Genomic DNA, 19963 nt, shown 5'->3' with positions numbered 1-19963 from the left:
AGCGACATTGAACATATTAGTCGCAACGCTGGGCGCTGGCTAAAGTCATCTCAGGCTAATAAAGGAAGTAGGTCGATGAGTGTGCTGGGGTTGTTGAGCGAGTGGTCGTGGGGTGCGGGTGGTTGGGTTGTGATTGGCTCGGGCATTGCGCTGGCCTATATCGTGTTCGGAATTGCCGGATTCGGTACGGCGCTGGTCGCGGGGCCGATTCTGATTCTGTTCATGCCCCTGTCGAAGATCGTGCCGTTGCTGGTGTTGCTGGATTTTGTCGCGGCGTTCGGCAATCTGCTGCCTTCGCGGCGGGATGTGGCCAAGCCCGAGTTGTTGCGGCTGCTGCCGTGCATGGCAGTGGGCTGCACGGTGGGGGTGATTTTTCTGCTTAACCTCAAATCCGATCTGTTGTTGCTGTTGATGGGGCTGTTTATCAGTGCCTATGCGGTTTACAGCCTATGGGTGAAAGCCCGGCCGACGCAGTTGTCCGCCGGTTGGGCACTGCCGATGGGCACGGTGGGCGGGCTGTTTGGTGCGCTGTTTGGCAGCGGTGGCTTCTTATATGCAATCTATCTCAACAGCCGCTTGCCTAAAGACGCGGCCCGAGCCACGCAAAGTGCGCTGATCAGTTGCAGCACGGTGGTGCGCCTGAGCCTGTTCGCCATCGCCGGGGTCTATGCCGAGCTACCCTTGTTGATGCTGGCGCTGTGTCTGTTGCCGGCCATGGCGCTGGGGTTGTGGATCGGGCGGCGGTAGACCATGCGCTTGTCGCGCGAGGCGTTTGTGCGGCTGGTGACGTGGCTGGTGCTGGCGAGCGGTCTGGCGTTGATCGGGCGCTATCTCAGCACTTGACCGGATTTTGTCAGGGATTAAGCTGCCGGCCGCACTGACGTCTTCGCGGGCTTGCCCGCTCCCACAGGTTTCTCTGGTATACACAACATTTGTGATCGTCGAGATCCCTGTGGGAGCGGGCTTGCCCGCGAAGGCGGCGGAGTGAGCACCGCAGAACTTCCATTTGACGTCGCAGGCTGCACCATGAATTCGCAAAGCATCATCGTCCCGAAAATCTCCACCCTGCCGGTCCACGAACCCCGGGCGCGGGCGATCGTGCGCTGGCTGGTGCGCAAGAACATCATCGAAGAAGAGTTGACCACCTGTGGTCGCACCGGCAATCGCATGGGGCATGCGATTGCCGATGGCGCGCGTGCGGTGGTGCTGCACCCCGAGGCGCTGCCTTTCGGTGAACCGATCAACGGGCTGGAGATCATCGTCAAGCGTTGCATCTACACCCCGGCCAAGGGTTTTCTCGAAGAGGCCGGTTGCGCCGAGTGCCGCCGCGAAGTCGGTGAAGCGCTGTTCGAGAGCCTGGAAGACTGGATGCCCGGGCGCACCGACAATTTCACCTGCCCTGAATGCGGGCATGAAGACGACATCAACGGCTTTCTGTATTTGCAGGAATGTGCGTTTTCCAACCTGGGTTTCATCTTCAACAACTGGCTGGAGGCCGGGTTCAAGCAAAGCTTTATCGATGAGTTTGCTGATTGGCTCGACCAACCTGTCTCTTGGGTCAAGGTGGAGCTGTAGACGCGGGGATCCCCGTACATCAGTAACATTGATATTAAGCTGAGTTTTACATTGAACAGCGGGGGGTGTCTGACTATAATGGCGCGCTTCCATTTTCCCGCTCGGGAGCCCCCGCGATGCTGCGTATCAGCCAAGAAGCTCTGACATTCGACGACATTCTCCTAGTGCCTGGTTATTCCGAGGTGCTTCCTAACGAAGTCAGTCTCAAGACCCGCCTTACCCGTGGCATCGAGCTGAATATTCCACTGGTTTCCGCTGCCATGGACACCGTCACTGAAGCCCGTCTGGCAATCGCCATGGCTCAGGAAGGTGGTATCGGTATCATCCACAAGAACATGACCATCGAGCAGCAAGCTGCCGAAGTCCGCAAGGTCAAGAAGTTCGAAGCCGGCGTCGTCAAGGACCCGATCACCATCGAGGCTGACGCCACGGTTCGTGATCTGTTCGACTTGACCCGCATGCACAACATCTCCGGCGTTCCGGTTCTGCACGATGGTGACCTGGTCGGCATCGTCACTTCCCGTGACGTGCGCTTCGAAACCCGTCTGGATGCCACCGTACGTGAAGTGATGACGCCTAAAGAGCGTCTGGTCACCGTACGTGAAGGCGCCAACAAGAACGAAGTCCGCGAGCTGCTGCACAAGCACCGTCTGGAAAAAGTCCTGATCGTCGACGACAAGTTTGCCCTCAAAGGCATGATGACCGTCAAAGACATCGAAAAAGCCAAAGCCTACCCGCTGGCCAGCAAGGACGACCAAGGTCGTCTGCGCGTTGGCGCTGCTGTCGGTACCGGTAAAGACACCGGTGACCGCGTAGCCGCTCTGGTCAACGCCGGTGTGGACGTGGTGGTGGTCGACACCGCGCACGGTCACTCCAAAGGCGTGATCGACCGCGTTCGCTGGGTCAAAGAGAATTTCCCTGAAGTACAGGTGATCGGCGGCAACATCGCCACCGGCGCAGCTGCCAAGGCCCTGGCCGAAGCCGGCGCCGATGCCGTCAAGGTCGGTATCGGCCCAGGCTCGATCTGCACCACCCGTATCGTCGCCGGTGTCGGCGTGCCGCAAATCAGTGCCATCGCCAACGTTGCTGCTGCCCTTGAAGGCACTGGCGTTCCGTTGATCGCCGACGGCGGCATCCGTTTCTCCGGTGACCTGTCCAAGGCCATCGTGGCCGGTGCTTCCTGCGTGATGATGGGCTCGATGTTCGCCGGTACTGAAGAAGCGCCGGGCGAAATCGAACTGTTCCAGGGCCGTTCGTACAAGGCTTATCGCGGCATGGGCTCGCTGGGCGCCATGTCCCAGGCTCAAGGCTCGTCCGATCGTTACTTCCAGGACTCCTCGGCAGGCGCCGAGAAACTTGTACCTGAAGGGATCGAAGGCCGTGTGCCGTACAAAGGCACCCTGAGCGCGATCATTCACCAGTTGATGGGCGGTCTGCGTTCCTCGATGGGCTACACCGGTAGCGCCAACATCGAAGAAATGCGTACCAAGCCTGAGTTCGTGCGGATCACCGGTGCCGGTATGGCCGAATCCCACGTTCATGACGTGCAGATCACCAAAGAAGCGCCAAACTACCGCGTAGGTTGAGGCTTCAAGCAAATCATCAAGCAACCGGGGCTGTTTTATTCAGCCCCGAGTTGTTTCTGAATCACGACTGTTTCTGAATTACTTAAGACGAGACTGAATCATGGCCCTCGACATTCACGCTCACCGCATCCTGATCCTCGACTTCGGTTCGCAATACACCCAACTGATCGCCCGCCGCGTGCGCGAGATCGGTGTGTACTGCGAACTGCACCCGTTCGACATGGACGAAGATGCGATCCGCGAATTCGCACCTAAAGGCGTCATCCTCGCCGGCGGCCCCGAGTCCGTGCACGAAGCCAACAGCCCGCGTTGCCCGCAAGCCGTGTTTGACCTGGGTGTACCGGTTTTCGGTATCTGCTACGGCATGCAGACCATGGCCGAGCAACTGGGCGGCAAGGTTGAAGGTTCCGAGCTGCGTGAGTTCGGTTACGCCCGCGTTGACGTGGTCGGAAAGAGCCGCCTGCTCGACGGCATCGAAGACCACATCGACGCTGACGGCCTGTTCGGCCTCGACGTGTGGATGAGCCACGGTGACAAGGTCACCAGGATGCCGGAAGACTTCCACATCCTGGCCAGCACCCCGAGCTGCCCGATCGCCGGCATGTTCAACGATGATCGCGCTTACTACGGCGTGCAGTTCCACCCGGAAGTGACCCACACCAAGCAGGGCGGCCGCATCCTGTCGCGCTTCGTTCTGGACATCTGTGGCTGTGAAGCGCTCTGGACCCCGTCGAAGATCGCTGAAGACGCCATCGCCAACATCCGCGCACAAGTCGGTACCGACAACGTGCTGCTGGGTCTGTCCGGCGGCGTTGACTCCTCGGTGGTTGCGGCGCTGCTGCACAAGGCCATCGGCGACCAACTGACCTGCGTCTTCGTCGACAACGGCCTGCTGCGCCTGCACGAAGGCGAACAAGTGATGGCCATGTTCGCCGAGAACATGGGCGTCAAAGTGATCCGCGCCAATGCTGAAGAACAGTTCCTCGGCAATCTGGCCGGCGAAGCTGATCCAGAGAAGAAGCGCAAGATCATCGGCCGCACCTTCATCGACGTGTTCGATGCCGAATCCTGCAAACTGGACAACATCAAGTATCTGGCGCAAGGCACCATCTACCCGGACGTGATCGAGTCGGCTGGCGCGAAAAGCGGCAAGGCGCACGTGATCAAGTCGCACCACAACGTGGGCGGTCTGCCGGAAGAGATGAACCTGAAACTGGTCGAGCCACTGCGCGAACTGTTCAAGGACGAAGTCCGTCGTCTGGGCCTGGAACTCGGCCTGCCGTATGACATGGTCTACCGTCACCCGTTCCCGGGTCCGGGCCTGGGCGTGCGGATCCTCGGTGAAGTGAAGAAGGAATACGCCGACCTGCTGCGTCGTGCCGACCACATTTTCATCGAAGAACTGCGCAAGGCCGACTGGTACCACAAGGTCAGCCAGGCGTTCGTGGTGTTCCAGCCAGTCAAATCGGTTGGCGTGGTCGGCGATGGCCGTCGTTACGCCTGGGTTGTAGCACTGCGTGCCGTAGAAACCATCGACTTCATGACCGCACGTTGGGCGCACCTGCCTTACGAACTGCTGGAAACCGTCTCCGGCCGTATCATCAATGAAATCGAAGGCATCTCCCGCGTCACGTACGACGTGTCGAGCAAGCCACCGGCGACGATCGAGTGGGAGTGATCCTGCGCAAGCCGTAAAGGCTTGATCGCTGCAACTGAAAAGCCGTGTGAAATCCGTTTCACACGGCTTTTCTGTTTTTGCATTACAGCGGTTGTGACCAGCCGCCCAGTTGCATGCCCATGTCATCCAGTGCCTGCAACAGCGTTTTCATGCTGGGGTAGCGTTTGCCGCTGACCGAAGGCCAGCTCGGGCGTTCGATGTGGAAGCTTTTGCCATCGGTCTCGATGACGGTACGTATCAGCTCTCGCGTGCGGCTGCGATGCACGATGAAGGTCATGTTGGGTTGCTGCTTCAGGGAATACATACCGTATCGAGTCAGCAGTTTTTCGAATTCCGACATGGTACGCGCAGTCCAGGGCGTTTCGATTTGCAGGCGCAGGTCGCCTCTGACCAGTGCCGAACGATCATGTATCGTATCGGCCAACTGCATGATTTTTCCGGGATCGACGTCTATTCCATGTGAAGTCCCTTCGGGAACATCTTCGACGCGAATGCCGATGGCTTCTTCCAGCTCGCTGACGCCGGCAACACCTTCAAAGCTGTTGGAGTGCGAGTTGCCCATCAGCGCCACCCATTTGTGCGCGCCGCGTGCGGATTGATCTGCACGGATCATCAGGCGCGCAAAGTAATTCATCATTTTCTGGCGCGCCGTCTCATCGACGGAAGGCAGGTCCATCCCGTTGAGCCGATAACTCGCCATACAATCGATGGCTTGCACATGGATGCCCTGCTTTCTGGCTTCCTTGACCAGTTCCAGAAACGTATAGCGCTCCAGCGGATCGGTCATGTTGCCGACATCGAGCGCCTTGAGATACGTCTCGAGTTTTTTTGGCATGCTACCGGTCTGAAAGAACTCATCCAGTGCGGCTTGATGGAAGTCTGTCAGCAAATGCTCCATGTACAGACTCTTCACCTGTTTGCTGGCCAGCAACTGCATGTTCTCGATCAACCATTGCTTGCTGCCAATGGCGGTATGGCTCTCTCCGATCACCAGGCCCCGGGCATGTTCGAGGATTTTTTCGATGATCTCCTCGGCTGTCGCATCTGCAGCCAGGGTCGGTACAGGAGGGCGTTCCGGCAGGTGCAGGGTGCTGAAAAAATCCAGCGCGTCGCGATACAGGCGTTTGCGCAGGACCTTGAAATCGCGGTACGCATCGAACTCGTTCAAGCTGTCGTAGAAGTCACGTAGTGCCTCGTCGTTCAGTCCGGCAGCGCCTTCCTCCAGATGTACTTTGAGGGGCGCAGGTACGTCATATTGCGAGGCGGGAAGGGGGGGCAGAGGGCTACGACTGCTCGAACCGGCCAGCACTGAAGGCTTGCCACCGCCGCTGAGCCCTGCGCGGGGCATGGTTTCCCATTCACCCTGCGGATTCAGGCGTACCGGGATTGAGCGAGTGAAGCCTTGGGGATGCTCGGGATTGATGACGGCCCAGTGTCCTGTTCCGTTGATGTCGGTTTCGTAGCGTACGTAATAGGCCGTGTCATCGATCAAGATGGCGGTCGAAGGATTCGAGTCGAGCAGATAAATACCCTGGAGTTTTCCAGGCTCGCTCACGGGAGCAATTCCGTCCAGCAATTCATTGGCCTGCCAGCCCGGCGGAATGACCGGTCGCGGACTGTCCTCCAGCAGCGTTGCAGTACCGGTCGAAGGCCAACCCATCGGTTTCAGGCCTTTTTCGATAAGCGCCTGTTTCAACTCGTCCAGCGTGTCCACGGTCAGCGACTCAGGGGCCGGGGCGAGCGGTGTATCCAGATTGAGTCGGCCACCGGGCGTCATTCTGATCACGCTGTCGGCCATGTGGCGCTCGGCATTGCGGTAGACCACCAGCAGACTGCTGCGATAGCGCTGAAAGGTGAACATCCCCGGTTCCGGCAAAAGCGCTCGCAGACTCTGCGGGCTGCGGTATGCCCACGGCGTTTCCACTTGTACTTGCCAGTCGCCCTTGATCAGATTCTGAATGCTGTCAGGATCGCTCAGCACGTCGGCGATCTCTTCGACCGGGGAGTCGGGGTAATTGGCATATTCCACCGCCAGGCCTGGGTCGCAGCCAATGGTTTGTGCCTGCCCCGGCGTCACATCATCGATACGCACGCTCAAGGCGTCGGTCTGTTCGCGGATACCCTGATAACCGCGGAAGGTGCTCATGTTTTCCTGATTGACCAGCGCCACCCATTTGCCTGGGCCATTGAGTTCCTGATGGAAGCGAATGACCTCGCCGGCAAAAAAACTTCTGCTCATCTGCTGGTTCGGGAGCGGATGCAGCGGATCCTTGTTGATGTTGTAAGTGGTCGACAGGTCGAGCGCCTGAACCCTGATGCGCTGGGCGTTGGCGGCTTTGACCAGAGCCATGAGGTTGAATCTGCCATCCGGGTCGTTGCCGGCTCTGAAGTCGATTCGGGCCAGGTAGTTCTGCAGTTCCTCGGACATCTCCCCGGTGCGGGCGAAAGCATCCAGATCCAGTTGATTGACGTTGGCCAACAACTCTTGCAAATACAGGGTCTTCACACCGTTGCGAGCGAGATTGGGCATGTCTTCAATGAGCAGTTTCTTACTGCCGACACTGCCCCGGCTTTCGCCGATGACCACCCCGGGTTTCTCCGTCAACGCGGCCTCGAACAGTTCGGTCGCGGACGCGACGGGCATTTGTGTCATGACGGGTGGGCGGGGCAGGGGCGGGTGCAGTTCGTACCAGGCGTTGGCATCATCGATCAGCATTGCACGGGGCTGTTCCTGAGCCATATCGAACTCGCTGAAAGAGACCACCGCGTCTCCTGCTGTGGGCAGCAGTGCACTGCCGACGCCGGTTTCTGGCTGGACCACGCTGTGCATGTCGATGCCGCCCAATGTCCAGGTCCGGCGAAACTGGCTTTGCAGATCCGGGCCGCCGAGTGCCCAGGCACGCATGGCCGGATCATCGAGTCCGGGTACATGGATGCCCGGCGCCTGTGCCCACGGTTCGCCGGTGGTCTCGCTGGCTTCACCTGCTCCCGCGATCATTGGGGTATCGACACCGCCGCGAAGCCCCAACCTGGGCGCAACTTCCCAGGCACCCTCAGCGTTCAGGCGTACGGGGATCGAGCCGGAGAAGGCTTCGGGCCGGGCCGGATCGATGATTGCCCACGTGCCACGACCGTTGAGATTTTCCTCAAAACGCACGTAATAGGCGTTATTGCCAAGGGTGACCGCGGACGAGGGGTTGGAAGCGAGTCGATGGATGCCACGGAATTTGCCAGGCTCGCTGATCAATGTGTCCGCGCCCAATGTCTGCTTGATCGTGAAGGACTCCGGTATTTGCGGATGTGCCGACTGCGGTGCGGGCAGATCATTCGGGGCGGGTGATGCCTGCACAGTTGGTGGTGCGCTTTCAGATTGACTGCCCTCCCTCAGGTCGGCCATCTCCGTCGCTTCGGCAGCATCCATTTCGGGGCCGACTTCGACCAGTGATCCGGGGCCTTTGAGCACCAGCAGGTTGAACAGCATGTCGATGCCGCTGAGCACGGCACCGAGGATCCCGGCCTTGCGCTCGGCGGCGGTTTTGCCATGGACCGCCTGATCGATGTTCAACCCCATGCTGGCAATACTGGCGCCGATCACCGGCAATGCGATTGGCCAGCCAACCACCGCCATTGGCCCGAACACCTTGACCCCGGCGCTGAGGTAGCCGATCCACAGCTTTTTGCGCAGGTCGCCATTGGAGGTCAGGGAAAGACTGGCCTCGGCGAACATCGCCGCCTGCGTCGAGTCGCTCAGCCAGGTGAACGCGTCGCCGCTGACCGCAAGGTTGTGCTGATTGATCATGGAGTGGTCGTAGCTGCCCCACGTTGCCACCAGGCGATTCATCAGGTCACTGAGGTTATCGTTGATCTGCTGGCGGTCACTCAGCGAGAAACGCGCAAGAAATGTCTCGCGTGCAGCGCGTTCGTTCATCCGTTGCAACATCCAGAAGTGCAGGTCGGTGGCGGATTCCAAGACCTGGAAGGCATTGCTTTCACCGGGCAGGTAGAGGATCTGCCGACCCTTGGGTGCGACGAAACGCAGCGCATTGATAGCCGCATAACCGGCAAGATCCAGTGTGCGCACGCTGTTCGGACAACGGTGTTGGGCCTGCAGCATTTGCAGGCTCACTGGCCAGGTCAGCGGGCCGATCGCCGCTTGCGTGACGAAGAGGAAGTCCTCGTCGCTCAACTGACGTTTGTCCCGCGCCTGTACCGCGTTGATCAGGAAATTGCACTTGGCCAGGGTGCGAAAATCGCCGCCGCTGGTGCTCCAGAACTCGCGCAGTTGGGTGTCGTACAGCGAGCTGAAGTCGATGCCCCAGAACTCCTTGAGCACGTCGTTGCCGTGCAGGCGCACTTCATTGCTGTCGTCGAAAGTACGGGCGTCGGGACCTGCGCGGTAGAAACCGGCATACACATCGAGCAGGTCGGCGTTGTCCTGGTCGTCGACGCGAAAGCGGTGAGTCACCAGTTGGGTCAGCGTCATGCTTGAAGTGGGCGTGGCGTGGACGTGCTCCCAGCCGGTGAAGGCTTTGGTGCTGCTTTGCGAGGCGTCGAAGCGGTGGAAATACACCTGATCCGGGTCGAGGCCGCGGACGCGGTATTTCTTCAGCAGATCGCTGGCGACTTGTCGGGCGGCATCTTGCAGGCTCGGGCAGGTCTGGATGACGGTAGCGGCAATAGCCTTGAGCGCAGCCTTGTCTGTGGCGTTGGGCAGTGGGTTTGGCATGTGGGTGAACTCTCGGTCCTTGAGAAAACGTGTGGTACAGAGTGACGCGACTGCTCGACGCATGTGCACTACATAGTTATGTCACCTGGTCAGTCGAAATCGTGTAAGCGCGAGGCGTAACTGCGTCCTTACGCCGCGCCGGCCTTACTGTTTCGCAATTGCAGGTGTATCGTATTTGCCTTTTGCGGGCAGCCCGCCCGACGCTGATACGAGAGGTAGTTGAGTTCATGTCCTTTACCCGTCGCCAAATCCTCGGTGGCCTGGCCGGTCTTGTTGTCGTTGGCGTCGGGGCGGGAGGCGCGTCGCGCTACTGGCTGGGCAAGATGGCCGACGCTGACGCAGGCCACGACTACGAGTTGATCGCCGCGCCGCTGGACGTGGAGCTGGTGCCGGGGCACAAGACCGAGGCCTGGGCATTCGGCCCTTCGGCACCTGGCACCGAATTGCGCGTGCGTCAGGGTGAATGGCTGCGAGTGCGCTTCATCAACCATCTGCCGGTGGCAACCACCATTCACTGGCACGGTATCCGTCTGCCGCTGGAGATGGACGGCGTGCCGTACGTGTCGCAATTGCCGGTATTGCCCGGTGAATATTTTGATTACAAATTCCGCGTGCCTGACGCCGGCAGCTACTGGTATCACCCGCACGTCAGCAGCAGTGAAGAATTGGGGCGCGGGCTGGTCGGGCCGTTGATTGTCGAAGAGCGCGAGCCGACCGGGTTCAAGTACGAAAAGACCCTGAGCCTGAAGAACTGGCACATCGACGATGAAGGCAATTTCGTCGAATTCAGCATCCCTCGGGAAGCGGCCCGTGGCGGCACGGCGGGACGTCTTTCGACCATCAACGGTGTGCCGGCGCCGGTGATCGAGTTGCCGGCCGGGCAGATCACCCGCGTGCGTCTGCTCAACCTCGACAACACCCTGACGTATCGCATCAACATCCCTGGCGTCGAAGCGCAGATCTATGCGCTGGACGGCAACCCGGTCGAGCCGCGGCCGCTGGGCAAGGAATATTGGCTGGGCCCGGGCATGCGCATTTGTCTGGCGATCAAGGCGCCGCCGGCCGGTGAAGAATTGTCGCTGCGCAACGGCCCGGTACGCCTGGGTACATTACGCTCGGTGGCCAACAATGATGCGCCGACGGACTGGCCAAAAGCCCTGCCGGCCAACCCGGTGGCCGAGCCGGATCTGGCGAATGCCGAGAAACTCAACTTCAATTTCGAATGGGTCGGTTCGGTGTCGGTCAACGTCGACAACGGCAAGCCGCCGAGCCTGTGGCAGATCAACGGCAAGGCCTGGGACATCACCGACAAGACCTGCGCGGATCGGCCGATCGCCAGCCTGAAACTGGGCCAGAGCTACATTTTCGAATTGAAGAATATGACCCAGTACCAACACCCGATCCACCTGCACGGCATGAGCTTCAAGGTGATTGCGTCGAACCGGCACAAGATCGTTCCGTATTTCACTGACACCTATCTGCTGGGCAAGAACGAGCGTGCGCAAGTGGCGCTGGTGGCGGATAACCCGGGCGTGTGGATGTTCCATTGCCACGTGATCGACCACATGGAAACCGGCCTGATGGCCGCCATTGAGGTGAAGTGATGCGCCAGATTCGCCCCGCCGCGATCATCGACCGCAGCCGTGACCGGGATTTCATGCGCGAAGCTCTGGCCCTCGCTGCCCAAGGCGCAGCCCTTGGCGAAGTGCCGGTGGGTGCGGTGCTGGTGCAGGATGGCGAGATCATCGGTCGCGGCTTCAACTGTCCGATCAGTGGCAGCGACCCGAGTGCCCATGCGGAAATGGTCGCGATTCGTGCGGCCGCCCAAGCGGTAAACAATTATCGGCTGCCGGGCAGCACGCTCTACGTGACGCTGGAGCCGTGCAGCATGTGTGCAGGGCTGATCGTGCATTCGCGGATTGCCCGGGTGGTGTATGGCGCGCTGGAGCCGAAAGCGGGGATTGTGCAGAGTCAGGGGCAGTTTTTTACCCAGGGCTTTTTGAATCACCGGGTACTGTATGAAGGCGGGGTGCTGGCGGAGGAGTGTGGCGCCGTGCTGACCGAGTTCTTCAGGGCGCGCCGCGCAAAATCCACTGAATAAAAACAAAACAAATGTGGGAGCGGGCTTGCTCGCGAAGAGGGAGGGCCAGTCGACATTGATGTCCCTGACACACCGCTTTCGCGAGCAAGCCCGCTCCCACAGGGGGATCTCCTTTCAAGGGGAGGTCGGGTTATTTCTTGGCGACGATCACCGCGCGCATCGGCGCCGGCAAGCCTTCGATGGTCTTGCTGTGATCTTGCGGATCAAGAAAGTCGCTCAACGACTGATACTTCATCCACTCGGTGCCGCGCTGTTCTTCAACCGTCGTGGTGCTGACGTCTACGCAGCGAATGTCGGTGAAGCCCGCTCGGCGCAGCCACAACTCCAGCGCTGGAACCGAGGGCAGGAACCACACGTTGCGCATCTGCGCGTAGCGGTCTTCCGGCACCAGCACCTGGTGCTTGTCGCCTTCAACCACCAACGTTTCCAGCACCAGTTCGCCACCCTTGACCAGGCAATCCTTGAGCGCCAGCAAATGCTCGATCGGCGAGCGGCGGTGGTAGAACACGCCCATGGAAAACACCGTGTCGAAACCTTCGAGGTTCGGCGGCAGGTCTTCGAACGGGAACGGCAGATGCCAGGCGTTTGGCTCGGACAGGTAACGCTGCACCGCCTGGAACTGGCAAAAGAACAGCCAGTTCGGATCGACGCCGATCACGCTATCAGCGCCGGCGCCGAGCATGCGCCACATGTAGTAGCCGTTGCCGCAGCCGACGTCGAGGATGCGTTTGCCCTTCAGATCAAGGTGTGGAGACACCCGCGACCACTTCCAGTCCGAGCGCCATTCGGTGTCGACGTGCACGCCGAACAGGTCGAACGGGCCTTTGCGCCACGGTGACAGCCCCATCAGCGCGGTGCGCATTTGGGTGCGGGTTTCGTCGTCGCACTCGGTGTCGAGTTTCAGGCCATTGAGCAGATCGACTTCGCTCGGCTGGATCTTCGGCAACGCGTCCAGCGCACTTTGCCAGCGCTCCAGATCGCCGTGGCCCTTCTCCATTTTCTTGTCGAGTTGCACTTGCAGGGTATTGGCCCAGTCGGCCAGCGGGGTACCGGCCAGACGGCGGGCGAGGGGGGACAGATCAATCATGGCAAGGCAATCAACGAGGCAAAGTTAAGACACTGGAACCACGGCACGACTTTCGAGAACCCGGCGGCCAGCAGGCGTTCGCGGTGTTCTTCGAGGCTGTCGGGCTTCATGACGTTTTCGATGGCGCTGCGCTTCTGGGCAATTTCCAGTTCGCTGTAGCCATTGGCGCGTTTGAACGCGACGTGCAGATCGGTGAGCAGCGCGTGCTCTTCGGCATCGTTGAAGCGCAGTTTCTCCGACAGAATCAACGCGCCGCCGGGCAGCAGCGATTGGCGGATGCGTGACAGCAGTGCGGTGCGCTGCTCCGGGGCGATGAATTGCAAAGTGAAATTCAGCGCCACCACCGAGGCTGGTTTGAAGTCGAGCGCGAGGATGTCGCCTTCGATCACATCGACCGGCAGCAACTCCTGAAACATCGAGTCCTGACCATTGAGGTATTCGCGGCAGCGCTCGACCATCGCTGCGGAGTTATCCACCGCGATCACCCGGCAACCGTCAGTGCGTACATGGCGACGCAGGGCCTGAGTCACTGCGCCGAGCGAAGCGCCGAGGTCATACAGCACGCTGTTCGGCTGGGCGAATTGTGCCGCCAGCACACCGAGGTTTTCGACGATGGTCGGGTAACCCGGCACCGAGCGCTTGATCATGTCCGGGAACACCCGCACCACGTCCTCGTTGAAGGCGAAGTCAGGCACCTGGGCCATCGGCTGGGCGAAAATGCGATCGGGTTCTTTGCTCACGGCGGTTCCGGCGGTGTCGGTGGAAAAGGCCGGCATTTTAGCCAAAAGGGCGCTGGGATGCTTGGGTTGTCTGATAAAGCGCCGGGAAGGCGTGCGGCGATCTGCAGGTGAAGGATAGAAAGCAGAGTGCAGAGAGTGTTTTGCAGGACGGCACAAAGACCGGGATCCCAACAGCGAACCCGGTCATTCGATACTCACAGTGTTTTACAGGGTTCTGAACAAAACGATGTAGGTAGATTGACCCTTGATGCTTAGTTCGTCCCCTTTGTGGACGGCTTTGAAGTCAAAGTTGATGTTGTAATGAAGTTTTTCCGATGTATTCGAGATGACCTCTACAGTGAATGAACCCTGTGTTGGCTTATATTCATGGGACGTTGTGAAACCCGGGATCGTTCCGGTTTCAAAATAGTAAAAATTGGCGAAGGGACTATTCTTGAAGGTGTACTCGCCCGATTTTATGTTTTTGTCGAAGATAAAAACCAGACCTTTTTTGCTTCTGTGAGAGTAGTCCTGAGTGTTGGCTCGGGTAACGAGCGCAATCAGGTCGCTCGAGGGGTCAGCTTCGAATTCAATGATTTGGCTTTTAAGCTCTACGCGATTTGAAACCTTTGCCACTGTTTCCGCGCTTACAGTAATGACGGGTTCAACAGATGCAATGGAGTTTTGGTTTTTAAAAAAGCTCATGTTGTTCTTCCTTGTATTAGTGCGAAGTCGGTGAGTGCGCGCTAATGGTAAGTTTCAGAACAATATCGAGATACTGTCATATCTGACAGTTGTTTAGCTCTTTTTGAAATAAGTAACACACTTCTGAAGAGGCTTCCTGACTTTAGTTTGTATTGAGGCGCTGTGAGAAAGCGGAAGCGGCGATCCCCCACTGTCCAAGCCAGTAACTGAGAATAATGACGTACGGCGCAGCATGAAACGGCGCCACGAAGCGGTCGATGCCGATCACGCTGTCTGAGAACACGAATGCCCCTGCACCTGCTGCCGCCAATAGCGCGGAACGCTGGGGAACATCGGTGCCGAGGCGGGCGAGGGCGCGCCAGAGCATGGCGCTGATTGCGCTGCCATAGACGATCACCGGCACCAGCAACGGCCCCAAGCCACCGGATATCAGGATGCCCAGCAGAACACCCCCGAGGCCGAGGGCAAGCACCAGCGGCAAGAGCGCCAGGCGCTTGCAGTCGCTGAGATACGCCTTGAGATACGCCAGGTGCGCGACCAGAAACGCGCCGAGGCCAAATACGAACAGATCACCCGGCCACGCCAGCAACACATCGCCGAGCACAGAGAAAATCAGACCGAGGCTGATCCAGCGGCGATAGTCGCTGGGCGGCGCATCATGCAGCCAGCCAAGCAGCGCCAACACCGGTAACGGTTTGACCAGCAGGCACAGCAGCGCCGCATGGGTGCTCACACCGTAGAGAAACGTCACCGCGCCCATCAGCGCCAGAATCAGCCAGCCCACGATCAGTTCACCGAGATCGCGCAGTCGAAGGTTTCCGCTGGCGTGACTTCAGGCTCCCATGGCTGTTGCGAAGTCAGGCGCAAACGGCCGGTTCCGGTGGCGAATGCCTGGAAGCGCCACGTGGAAAAGCCGCCCGCGCCGACCATGCCGGAATCTTTCGGGCTGCTGTAAACCTCGGGGCTCAGCGCACGCAGTACGCCACCGGCCGAATCCTGAATCGCCCAGCGATAACCGGTGGTGGGGTTGCTCGGTAGCATGACGATCAGGTTTTGCCCGTTGCTCAGCCGCACGGGGCATTCGCTCTGTTTTTCCACAGTCACGTTCTGTTTGGGCTGCGTGGCGCAGGCGGCCAGCAGAGAGAGGGCGAGGGGGACAAACAGGCGAGTGGGGGACATAAGGTCAGCGGCTCCGACGTTGGCGACGAACGGCGAGCATAACTGAAGATGAGACAAAGTGTGACAGATGCGGCGCTACCACTCTCGGCTGAGTGTGCTGATACCTCGGGCTCGATTGGGGGGCTTGAAGTATTCAAGGTCCAGTAGCGGAGCCACCAGAGTTGTTAGCTCCGATGGTGTATGTTCCGGTAACGATTCCCCCGTCCATGTCAAAAAACTTTGCATGTGGCTAGTGCTAGCGCCATTTGCAGAGAAACTGATGTCTAGACTTTCGGAACGCTGTAGTTTCAGATTAGAAAGTTTATTGAGGGGGAAAGTACCCGTTTTTCAGTAATGAAGTTGATGGTTCCGTTGGTGACGGTTTTCATAGGCCTGCTCCTGGTATTAGCTATTCTTGAGGGCGCTGTATTGTTTGGTTGCTGAGTCGGAAGTGCTTTTTTATTCGTTCGTCAAATAAATTTTGAAATTGGATTCGATGATGAGTATAGATCCGCTGCTTGTCTGTACCTTGAGATTGAAATCGTTTGATGAGTAGCAGAGTCCGTCGCTCGAGATCTTTAAGTCGAGTGTTGCTTCGAGTGCGGTAGTTGAAATTAATTGATGATTTTTAGTTATGTCAGAGTAACGTATTTCTGCATACTGGACGTCAAGGATACTGCCGGGAACACCCTGTTTGAATGTATGAGTGCCGGACGCAATATCTTTTTTCAGCTTGAGCAGGAATTCGCGTCGATCACTGGCAAAGCGAGGTTGTAAGGCGGTGTCGCCTGCAATGGCACGGAATGAAAGATAGTCGTCATCTTCGAATGCATGATTTTGAATTGATCGGGATGTATAAGGCGCCCTTGAATTCTGCCCATTTATATTCAGAAATCGGGCATTGAACTCGCCAGTTATGTTTTGAAGTCTGGCAGCCAGTGCGTTGATGTTGGGGAGCAGGGTATCCAGTGTGACATCACCCTGTGCGACGATGAGATTGCCAGCCAATACTTGGGTTTCTGCGTTACCTTGAACGGCTTTAACGGAAATGCTGAAAGTATTTATTTTGTAAATGCGCTGTCCGGTTCCTGAGTCATCAACCACGATAGTCAACGAGCCATTGATGCCTTCGGAGCTTAAACTCTGATAGGTAGTATCGTCTATTTTTAATTGCTCAAGATAATGGGCACCGATAAAGTTGCCAAGTCTGTCTAGTGGGTAGGTTCCTGACGTGATTTTATTTGAAAGTGTAATTGAGAACGTTTGTCTTTGAGTGTTATTGATTGTGTTGAGAGAAAAAGAGAACGTTGTGTTTGTCTTGTCTCTGCTAGCGTAAGTTTCAAGTTGCGATGATGTGATTTCGACTTGCCTTTCTGTCTTTAATTGAAGGGTTCCTTCAATGCGCTGGAGGTCACTAACTGCGGAGCTGTCGGTGTTGGCTGTCATGGCGATCTTCTTCCGTGTGAGAGGGGCACGGAAAATAGTGATCGCCAAGGTCGGACTTGGCTACTGTCATATATGACAGGTTTTTATATTAATTATGTTGGATAACATGTGTTTTATGGCGGATTGGCGCTAACAGCTCATGACTGAGAGCGCCATACCTCCAATCAGAACAACACCTTCGCCACATCCGCAAACTTCTTGGCAAAATGCACGGTGATGCCGTCCTTCAGGTAGTCAGGCAACTCCTCGAAATTGCCACGGTTCGGCTCCGGCAGAATCAACTCGAAGATCTTCTGCCGGCGCGCCGCAATCACTTTCTCACGTACCCCGCCAATCGGCAGTACGTGACCGGTCAGGGTCAGTTCGCCAGTCATTGCCACGCCTTTTTTCGGCGGCTGGTTGCGGGCGAGCGAGAGCAGGGCGCTGGCCATGGTCACGCCGGCGCTCGGGCCGTCTTTCGGGGTCGCGCCTTCCGGCACGTGCAGGTGAACGAAGGCTTCGTCGAAGAACTTCGGATCACCGCCGAACGCCTTCAAGTGCGAGCTGACGTAGCTGTAGGCGATCTCGGCCGACTCTTTCATCACATCGCCCAGTTGCCCGGTGAGTTTGAACCCACGGTTGAGTGTATGAATCCGCGTGGCTTCGATCGGCAGGGTCGCGCCGCCCATGCTGGTCCAGGCCAGACCGGTGATGACGCCGGTACCGGACAGCACTTGCTCATTGCGAAACACCGGATGGCCCAGCGAGGCTTCCAGATCTTTCGGCCCGAGCTTGATCACCGCTTTCGGGTCTTCGATCAGTTTCATCACCGCTTTGCGCACCAGTTTGCCCATTTGCTTTTCGAGCTGGCGCACACCGGCTTCACGGGCGTAACCGTCAATCAAGGCCTTGAGCGCGCTGTCACTGATGCTCAGGCTGCCCTTGGACACGCCGGCCTTTTCCAACAGTTTCGGCCACAGGTGGCGCTTGGCGATGGCGACTTTTTCTTCGGTGATGTAGCCCGACAGGCGAATCACTTCCATCCGGTCCAGCAGCGGGCCGGGAATTGAATCCAGGGTGTTGGCGGTGCACACGAACAGGACTTTTGACAGGTCCATGCGCAGGTCGAGGTAGTGGTCGAGGAATTCGACGTTCTGTTCCGGGTCGAGGGTTTCCAGCAGCGCCGAGGCCGGGTCGCCCTGGTAGCTCTGGCCCATCTTGTCGATCTCGTCGAGCATGATCACCGGGTTCATCACTTCGACGTCTTTCAACGCCTGCACCAGTTTGCCCGGCTGTGCGCCGATGTAGGTGCGCCGGTGGCCCTTGATCTCGGCTTCGTCGCGCATGCCGCCGAGGCTGAAGCGATAGAACGGCCGGCCGAGCGATTCGGCGATGGATTTGCCGACGCTGGTTTTACCCACGCCCGGCGGGCCGACCAGCAGCACGATGGAACCGCTGATTTCGCCTTTGTAGGCACCGACCGCGAGGAATTCGAGGATGCGGTCCTTGATGTCGTCCAGACCCGCGTGGTGTTTGTCGAGCACCTTGCGCGCGTGTTTGAGGTCGAGTTTGTCCTCGCCATACACGCCCCACGGCACTGAAGTCGCCCAGTCGAGGTAGTTGCGGGTGACCGCGTACTCCGGCGAGCCGGTCTCGAGGATCGACAGCTTGTTCATTTCCTCTTCGAGGCGTTTTTGCACTTGCGCCGGCAGGACTTTGCCTTCGAGGCGCTGTTCGAACTGTTCGAGGTCGGCGCTGCGGTCGTCCTTGGTCAGGCCGAGTTCCTGCTGGATGACCTTGAGTTGTTCCTTGAGGAAGAACTCGCGCTGATGCTCGCCAATCTTGCGGTTCACTTCAGCGGAGATTTCTTTTTGCAGGCGCGCGACTTCGACTTCCTTGCGCAGCATCGGCAGGACTTTTTCCATGCGTTTGAGCATGGGCACGCAGTCCAGCACTTCCTGCAGCTCGGGGCCGGTGGCGGAGGTCAGGGCGGCGGCGAAGTCGGTCAGCGGCGACGGGTCGTTGGGGCTGAAGCGGTTGAGGTAGTTTTTCAGTTCTTCGCTGTACAGCGGGTTGAGCGGCAGCAGTTCCTTGATCGCGTTGATCAGCGCCATACCGTAGGCCTTGACCTCGTCGGTCGGCTCGGTGGGCTGGTGCGGGTATTCGACTTCCACCAGGTACGGCGGGCGGTGGTGCTTGAGCCAGGTCTTGATGCGCACACGGCTCAGGCCTTGGGCGACAAACTGCAGTTTGCCGTTTTCGCGGCTGGCGTGGTGCACCTTGACCAGCGTGCCGTATTCGGGGAGGGCGCCGGTGTTGAAGTGGCGAGGATCTTCCTGGGGTGTGTCCATGAAGAACAGGGCCAGGGAGTGGTGGTCGGATTTGCTGACCAGATCGAGGGTTTCGGCCCAGGGTTCTTCGTTGACGATGACCGGCAGCACTTGGGCCGGGAAGAACGGGCGGTTGTGGATCGGGATGACGTAGACCTTGTCCGGCAGGTTCTGGCCGGGCAGGGCCAGGCCTTTGCCGGAGGAGGTGTGTTCGATGTGTTCGGCTTCGGTGTAGTCGTCTGGGTTGTCCGGGAATTCTTGCTGGTCGCTCATGGGGCACCTGCGCAATGGGGTATGGGTCTTAGATGGGGCGGGGGTTGGGTGGTTTCAATGGGGGTGGATGTTTCTGCTTGTGTGTTCAGGGTTTTGACAGGGTTTCTTTGGACTTGGCGGCCTCTGGGCCGACCATGTTCTTTTGGGGTTGGGGGGTATATCCGTTGCTTCGGGTGGTGCGGGTGGCGGTTCCGCTCTTACAGCGGGTCACTTTTTCAGACGCCAAAAAGTAACCAAAAGGCTGGGCCCCGGCGTTCGGCCCTCGCTTAGGCTCGGGTTCCTTCGTTGCGGGGTTCATCCGGGCGCATCGTCTACGGTTTGCTTCGCTGCACCTCCTCTCGATGTGTTTGGCTGCGCCAAACGGTCGCTGCGCTCCCACCCCCGGATAAACCCCTCCACTCAGCCTGCCGAAGGGGCCTTTCAGATCAAGATCAAAAGCTGCAGCCGAGCTTGCGCTCATCCTGTTGAGTGGGGCGGCTTTGCCGCGTGTGGTGCACACAAATCTAAACTGTAGGCCTTCGCCTGCTCGCGATGGCGGCCTGACAGCCGACCAATCTCCACCTGAACACACGCAATCCAATTGTAGGAGCGAGCCTGCTC

At 58.6% G+C, this 19963-nt stretch carries 13 protein-coding genes and 1 pseudogene; 6 read left to right on the top strand and 8 right to left on the bottom strand.

Translation table 11 applies throughout. The features are described 5' to 3' along the window. Window positions 1–75 precede the first annotated feature (75 nt). The 4 genes and pseudogenes from U862_RS0103955 (at window position 76) to guaA (ending at window position 4839) form a co-directional block, all read left to right on the top strand. Window positions 76–843, top strand: a pseudogene (locus tag U862_RS0103955) (sulfite exporter TauE/SafE family protein). A 183-nt stretch (window positions 844–1026) separates the two neighbouring features. Further along, window positions 1027–1575: a hypothetical protein gene (locus U862_RS0103950; RefSeq protein ID WP_025109205.1), complete on the top strand. Its 549-nt coding sequence runs from the start codon at window positions 1027–1029 to the stop codon at window positions 1573–1575. A 116-nt stretch (window positions 1576–1691) separates the two neighbouring features. After that, complete coding sequence (gene guaB, locus U862_RS0103945) at window positions 1692–3161, top strand: IMP dehydrogenase (RefSeq protein ID WP_025109204.1); 1470 nt, start codon at window positions 1692–1694, stop codon at window positions 3159–3161. Between the two features lie 100 nt (window positions 3162–3261). Then, on the top strand, window positions 3262–4839 hold the full coding sequence (guaA, locus tag U862_RS0103940; protein ID WP_025109203.1) for a glutamine-hydrolyzing GMP synthase: 1578 nt from the start codon (window positions 3262–3264) through the stop codon (window positions 4837–4839). An 82-nt stretch (window positions 4840–4921) separates the two neighbouring features. On the opposite strand, the gene U862_RS0103935 is transcribed toward guaA, so the two are convergent. After that, on the bottom strand, window positions 4922–9565 hold the full coding sequence (locus tag U862_RS0103935; protein ID WP_025109202.1) for a membrane-targeted effector domain-containing toxin: 4644 nt from the start codon (window positions 9563–9565) through the stop codon (window positions 4922–4924). 227 nt (window positions 9566–9792) lie between these two features. Here U862_RS0103935 and U862_RS0103930 point away from each other — a divergent pair, with 227 nt between their 5' ends. Then, window positions 9793–11169 carry a multicopper oxidase family protein gene (locus U862_RS0103930; protein WP_025109201.1) on the top strand — a complete coding sequence of 459 codons (1377 nt, stop codon included), beginning with the start codon at window positions 9793–9795 and terminating at the stop codon, window positions 11167–11169. Beyond that, window positions 11169–11666 (top strand): tRNA adenosine(34) deaminase TadA, encoded by a 498-nt coding sequence (gene tadA / locus U862_RS0103925; RefSeq protein WP_025109200.1) that lies wholly within the window; start codon window positions 11169–11171, stop codon window positions 11664–11666. The genes U862_RS0103930 and tadA overlap by 1 nt, the downstream gene beginning before the upstream one ends. Before the next feature lie 130 nt (window positions 11667–11796). On the opposite strand, the gene cmoB is transcribed toward tadA, so the two are convergent. From cmoB to lon, 7 genes are all read right to left on the bottom strand, one after another. Then, entirely contained in the window at window positions 11797–12753 is a 957-nt protein-coding gene (cmoB, locus tag U862_RS0103920) for a tRNA 5-methoxyuridine(34)/uridine 5-oxyacetic acid(34) synthase CmoB (RefSeq protein ID WP_025109199.1), read from the bottom strand. After that, window positions 12750–13529 (bottom strand): carboxy-S-adenosyl-L-methionine synthase CmoA, encoded by a 780-nt coding sequence (gene cmoA / locus U862_RS0103915; protein ID WP_177327309.1) that lies wholly within the window; start codon window positions 13527–13529, stop codon window positions 12750–12752. The genes cmoB and cmoA overlap by 4 nt, the downstream gene beginning before the upstream one ends. Before the next feature lie 168 nt (window positions 13530–13697). After that, window positions 13698–14177 (bottom strand): hypothetical protein, encoded by a 480-nt coding sequence (locus tag U862_RS0103910; protein WP_025109197.1) that lies wholly within the window; start codon window positions 14175–14177, stop codon window positions 13698–13700. A 142-nt stretch (window positions 14178–14319) separates the two neighbouring features. After that, a complete protein-coding gene (locus tag U862_RS0103905) occupies window positions 14320–14961 on the bottom strand; it encodes a lysoplasmalogenase (protein ID WP_025109196.1) in 642 nt (213 codons plus the stop codon). Between the two features lie 2 nt (window positions 14962–14963). Then, window positions 14964–15356, bottom strand: a complete 393-nt coding sequence (locus U862_RS0103900) for a protease inhibitor I42 family protein (RefSeq protein ID WP_025109195.1) — start codon at window positions 15354–15356, stop codon at window positions 14964–14966. A gap of 438 nt (window positions 15357–15794) precedes the next feature. After that, window positions 15795–16781 (bottom strand): hypothetical protein, encoded by a 987-nt coding sequence (locus U862_RS0103895; RefSeq protein ID WP_025109194.1) that lies wholly within the window; start codon window positions 16779–16781, stop codon window positions 15795–15797. A 164-nt stretch (window positions 16782–16945) separates the two neighbouring features. Next, the gene (gene lon / locus U862_RS0103890; RefSeq protein WP_025109193.1) at window positions 16946–19363 is read right to left on the bottom strand and encodes an endopeptidase La; all 2418 of its coding nucleotides are present in this window, start codon (window positions 19361–19363) and stop codon (window positions 16946–16948) included. Window positions 19364–19963 lie beyond the last annotated feature (600 nt).

Origin of the sequence: Pseudomonas sp. H1h (assembly GCF_000633255.1) — a bacterium.
Lineage (GTDB): Bacteria > Pseudomonadota > Gammaproteobacteria > Pseudomonadales > Pseudomonadaceae > Aquipseudomonas.
This window is presented reverse-complemented; position numbering and strand designations above follow the sequence as displayed.

Excerpts from the sequence above, each read along its gene's own strand:
- U862_RS0103950 (WP_025109205.1), top strand. The coding sequence starts at position 1,027 with ATGAATTCGCAAAGCATCATCGTCCCGAAAATCTCCACCCTGCCGGTC.
- guaB (WP_025109204.1), top strand. The coding sequence starts at position 1,692 with ATGCTGCGTATCAGCCAAGAAGCTCTGACATTCGACGACATTCTCCTA.
- guaA (WP_025109203.1), top strand. The coding sequence starts at position 3,262 with ATGGCCCTCGACATTCACGCTCACCGCATCCTGATCCTCGACTTCGGT.
- U862_RS0103935 (WP_025109202.1), bottom strand. The coding sequence starts at position 9,565 with ATGCCAAACCCACTGCCCAACGCCACAGACAAGGCTGCGCTCAAGGCT.
- U862_RS0103930 (WP_025109201.1), top strand. The coding sequence starts at position 9,793 with ATGTCCTTTACCCGTCGCCAAATCCTCGGTGGCCTGGCCGGTCTTGTT.
- tadA (WP_025109200.1), top strand. The coding sequence starts at position 11,169 with ATGCGCCAGATTCGCCCCGCCGCGATCATCGACCGCAGCCGTGACCGG.
- cmoB (WP_025109199.1), bottom strand. The coding sequence starts at position 12,753 with ATGATTGATCTGTCCCCCCTCGCCCGCCGTCTGGCCGGTACCCCGCTG.
- cmoA (WP_177327309.1), bottom strand. The coding sequence starts at position 13,529 with ATGCCGGCCTTTTCCACCGACACCGCCGGAACCGCCGTGAGCAAAGAA.
- U862_RS0103910 (WP_025109197.1), bottom strand. The coding sequence starts at position 14,177 with ATGAGCTTTTTTAAAAACCAAAACTCCATTGCATCTGTTGAACCCGTC.
- U862_RS0103900 (WP_025109195.1), bottom strand. The coding sequence starts at position 15,356 with ATGTCCCCCACTCGCCTGTTTGTCCCCCTCGCCCTCTCTCTGCTGGCC.
- U862_RS0103895 (WP_025109194.1), bottom strand. The coding sequence starts at position 16,781 with ATGACAGCCAACACCGACAGCTCCGCAGTTAGTGACCTCCAGCGCATT.
- lon (WP_025109193.1), bottom strand. The coding sequence starts at position 19,363 with ATGAGCGACCAGCAAGAATTCCCGGACAACCCAGACGACTACACCGAA.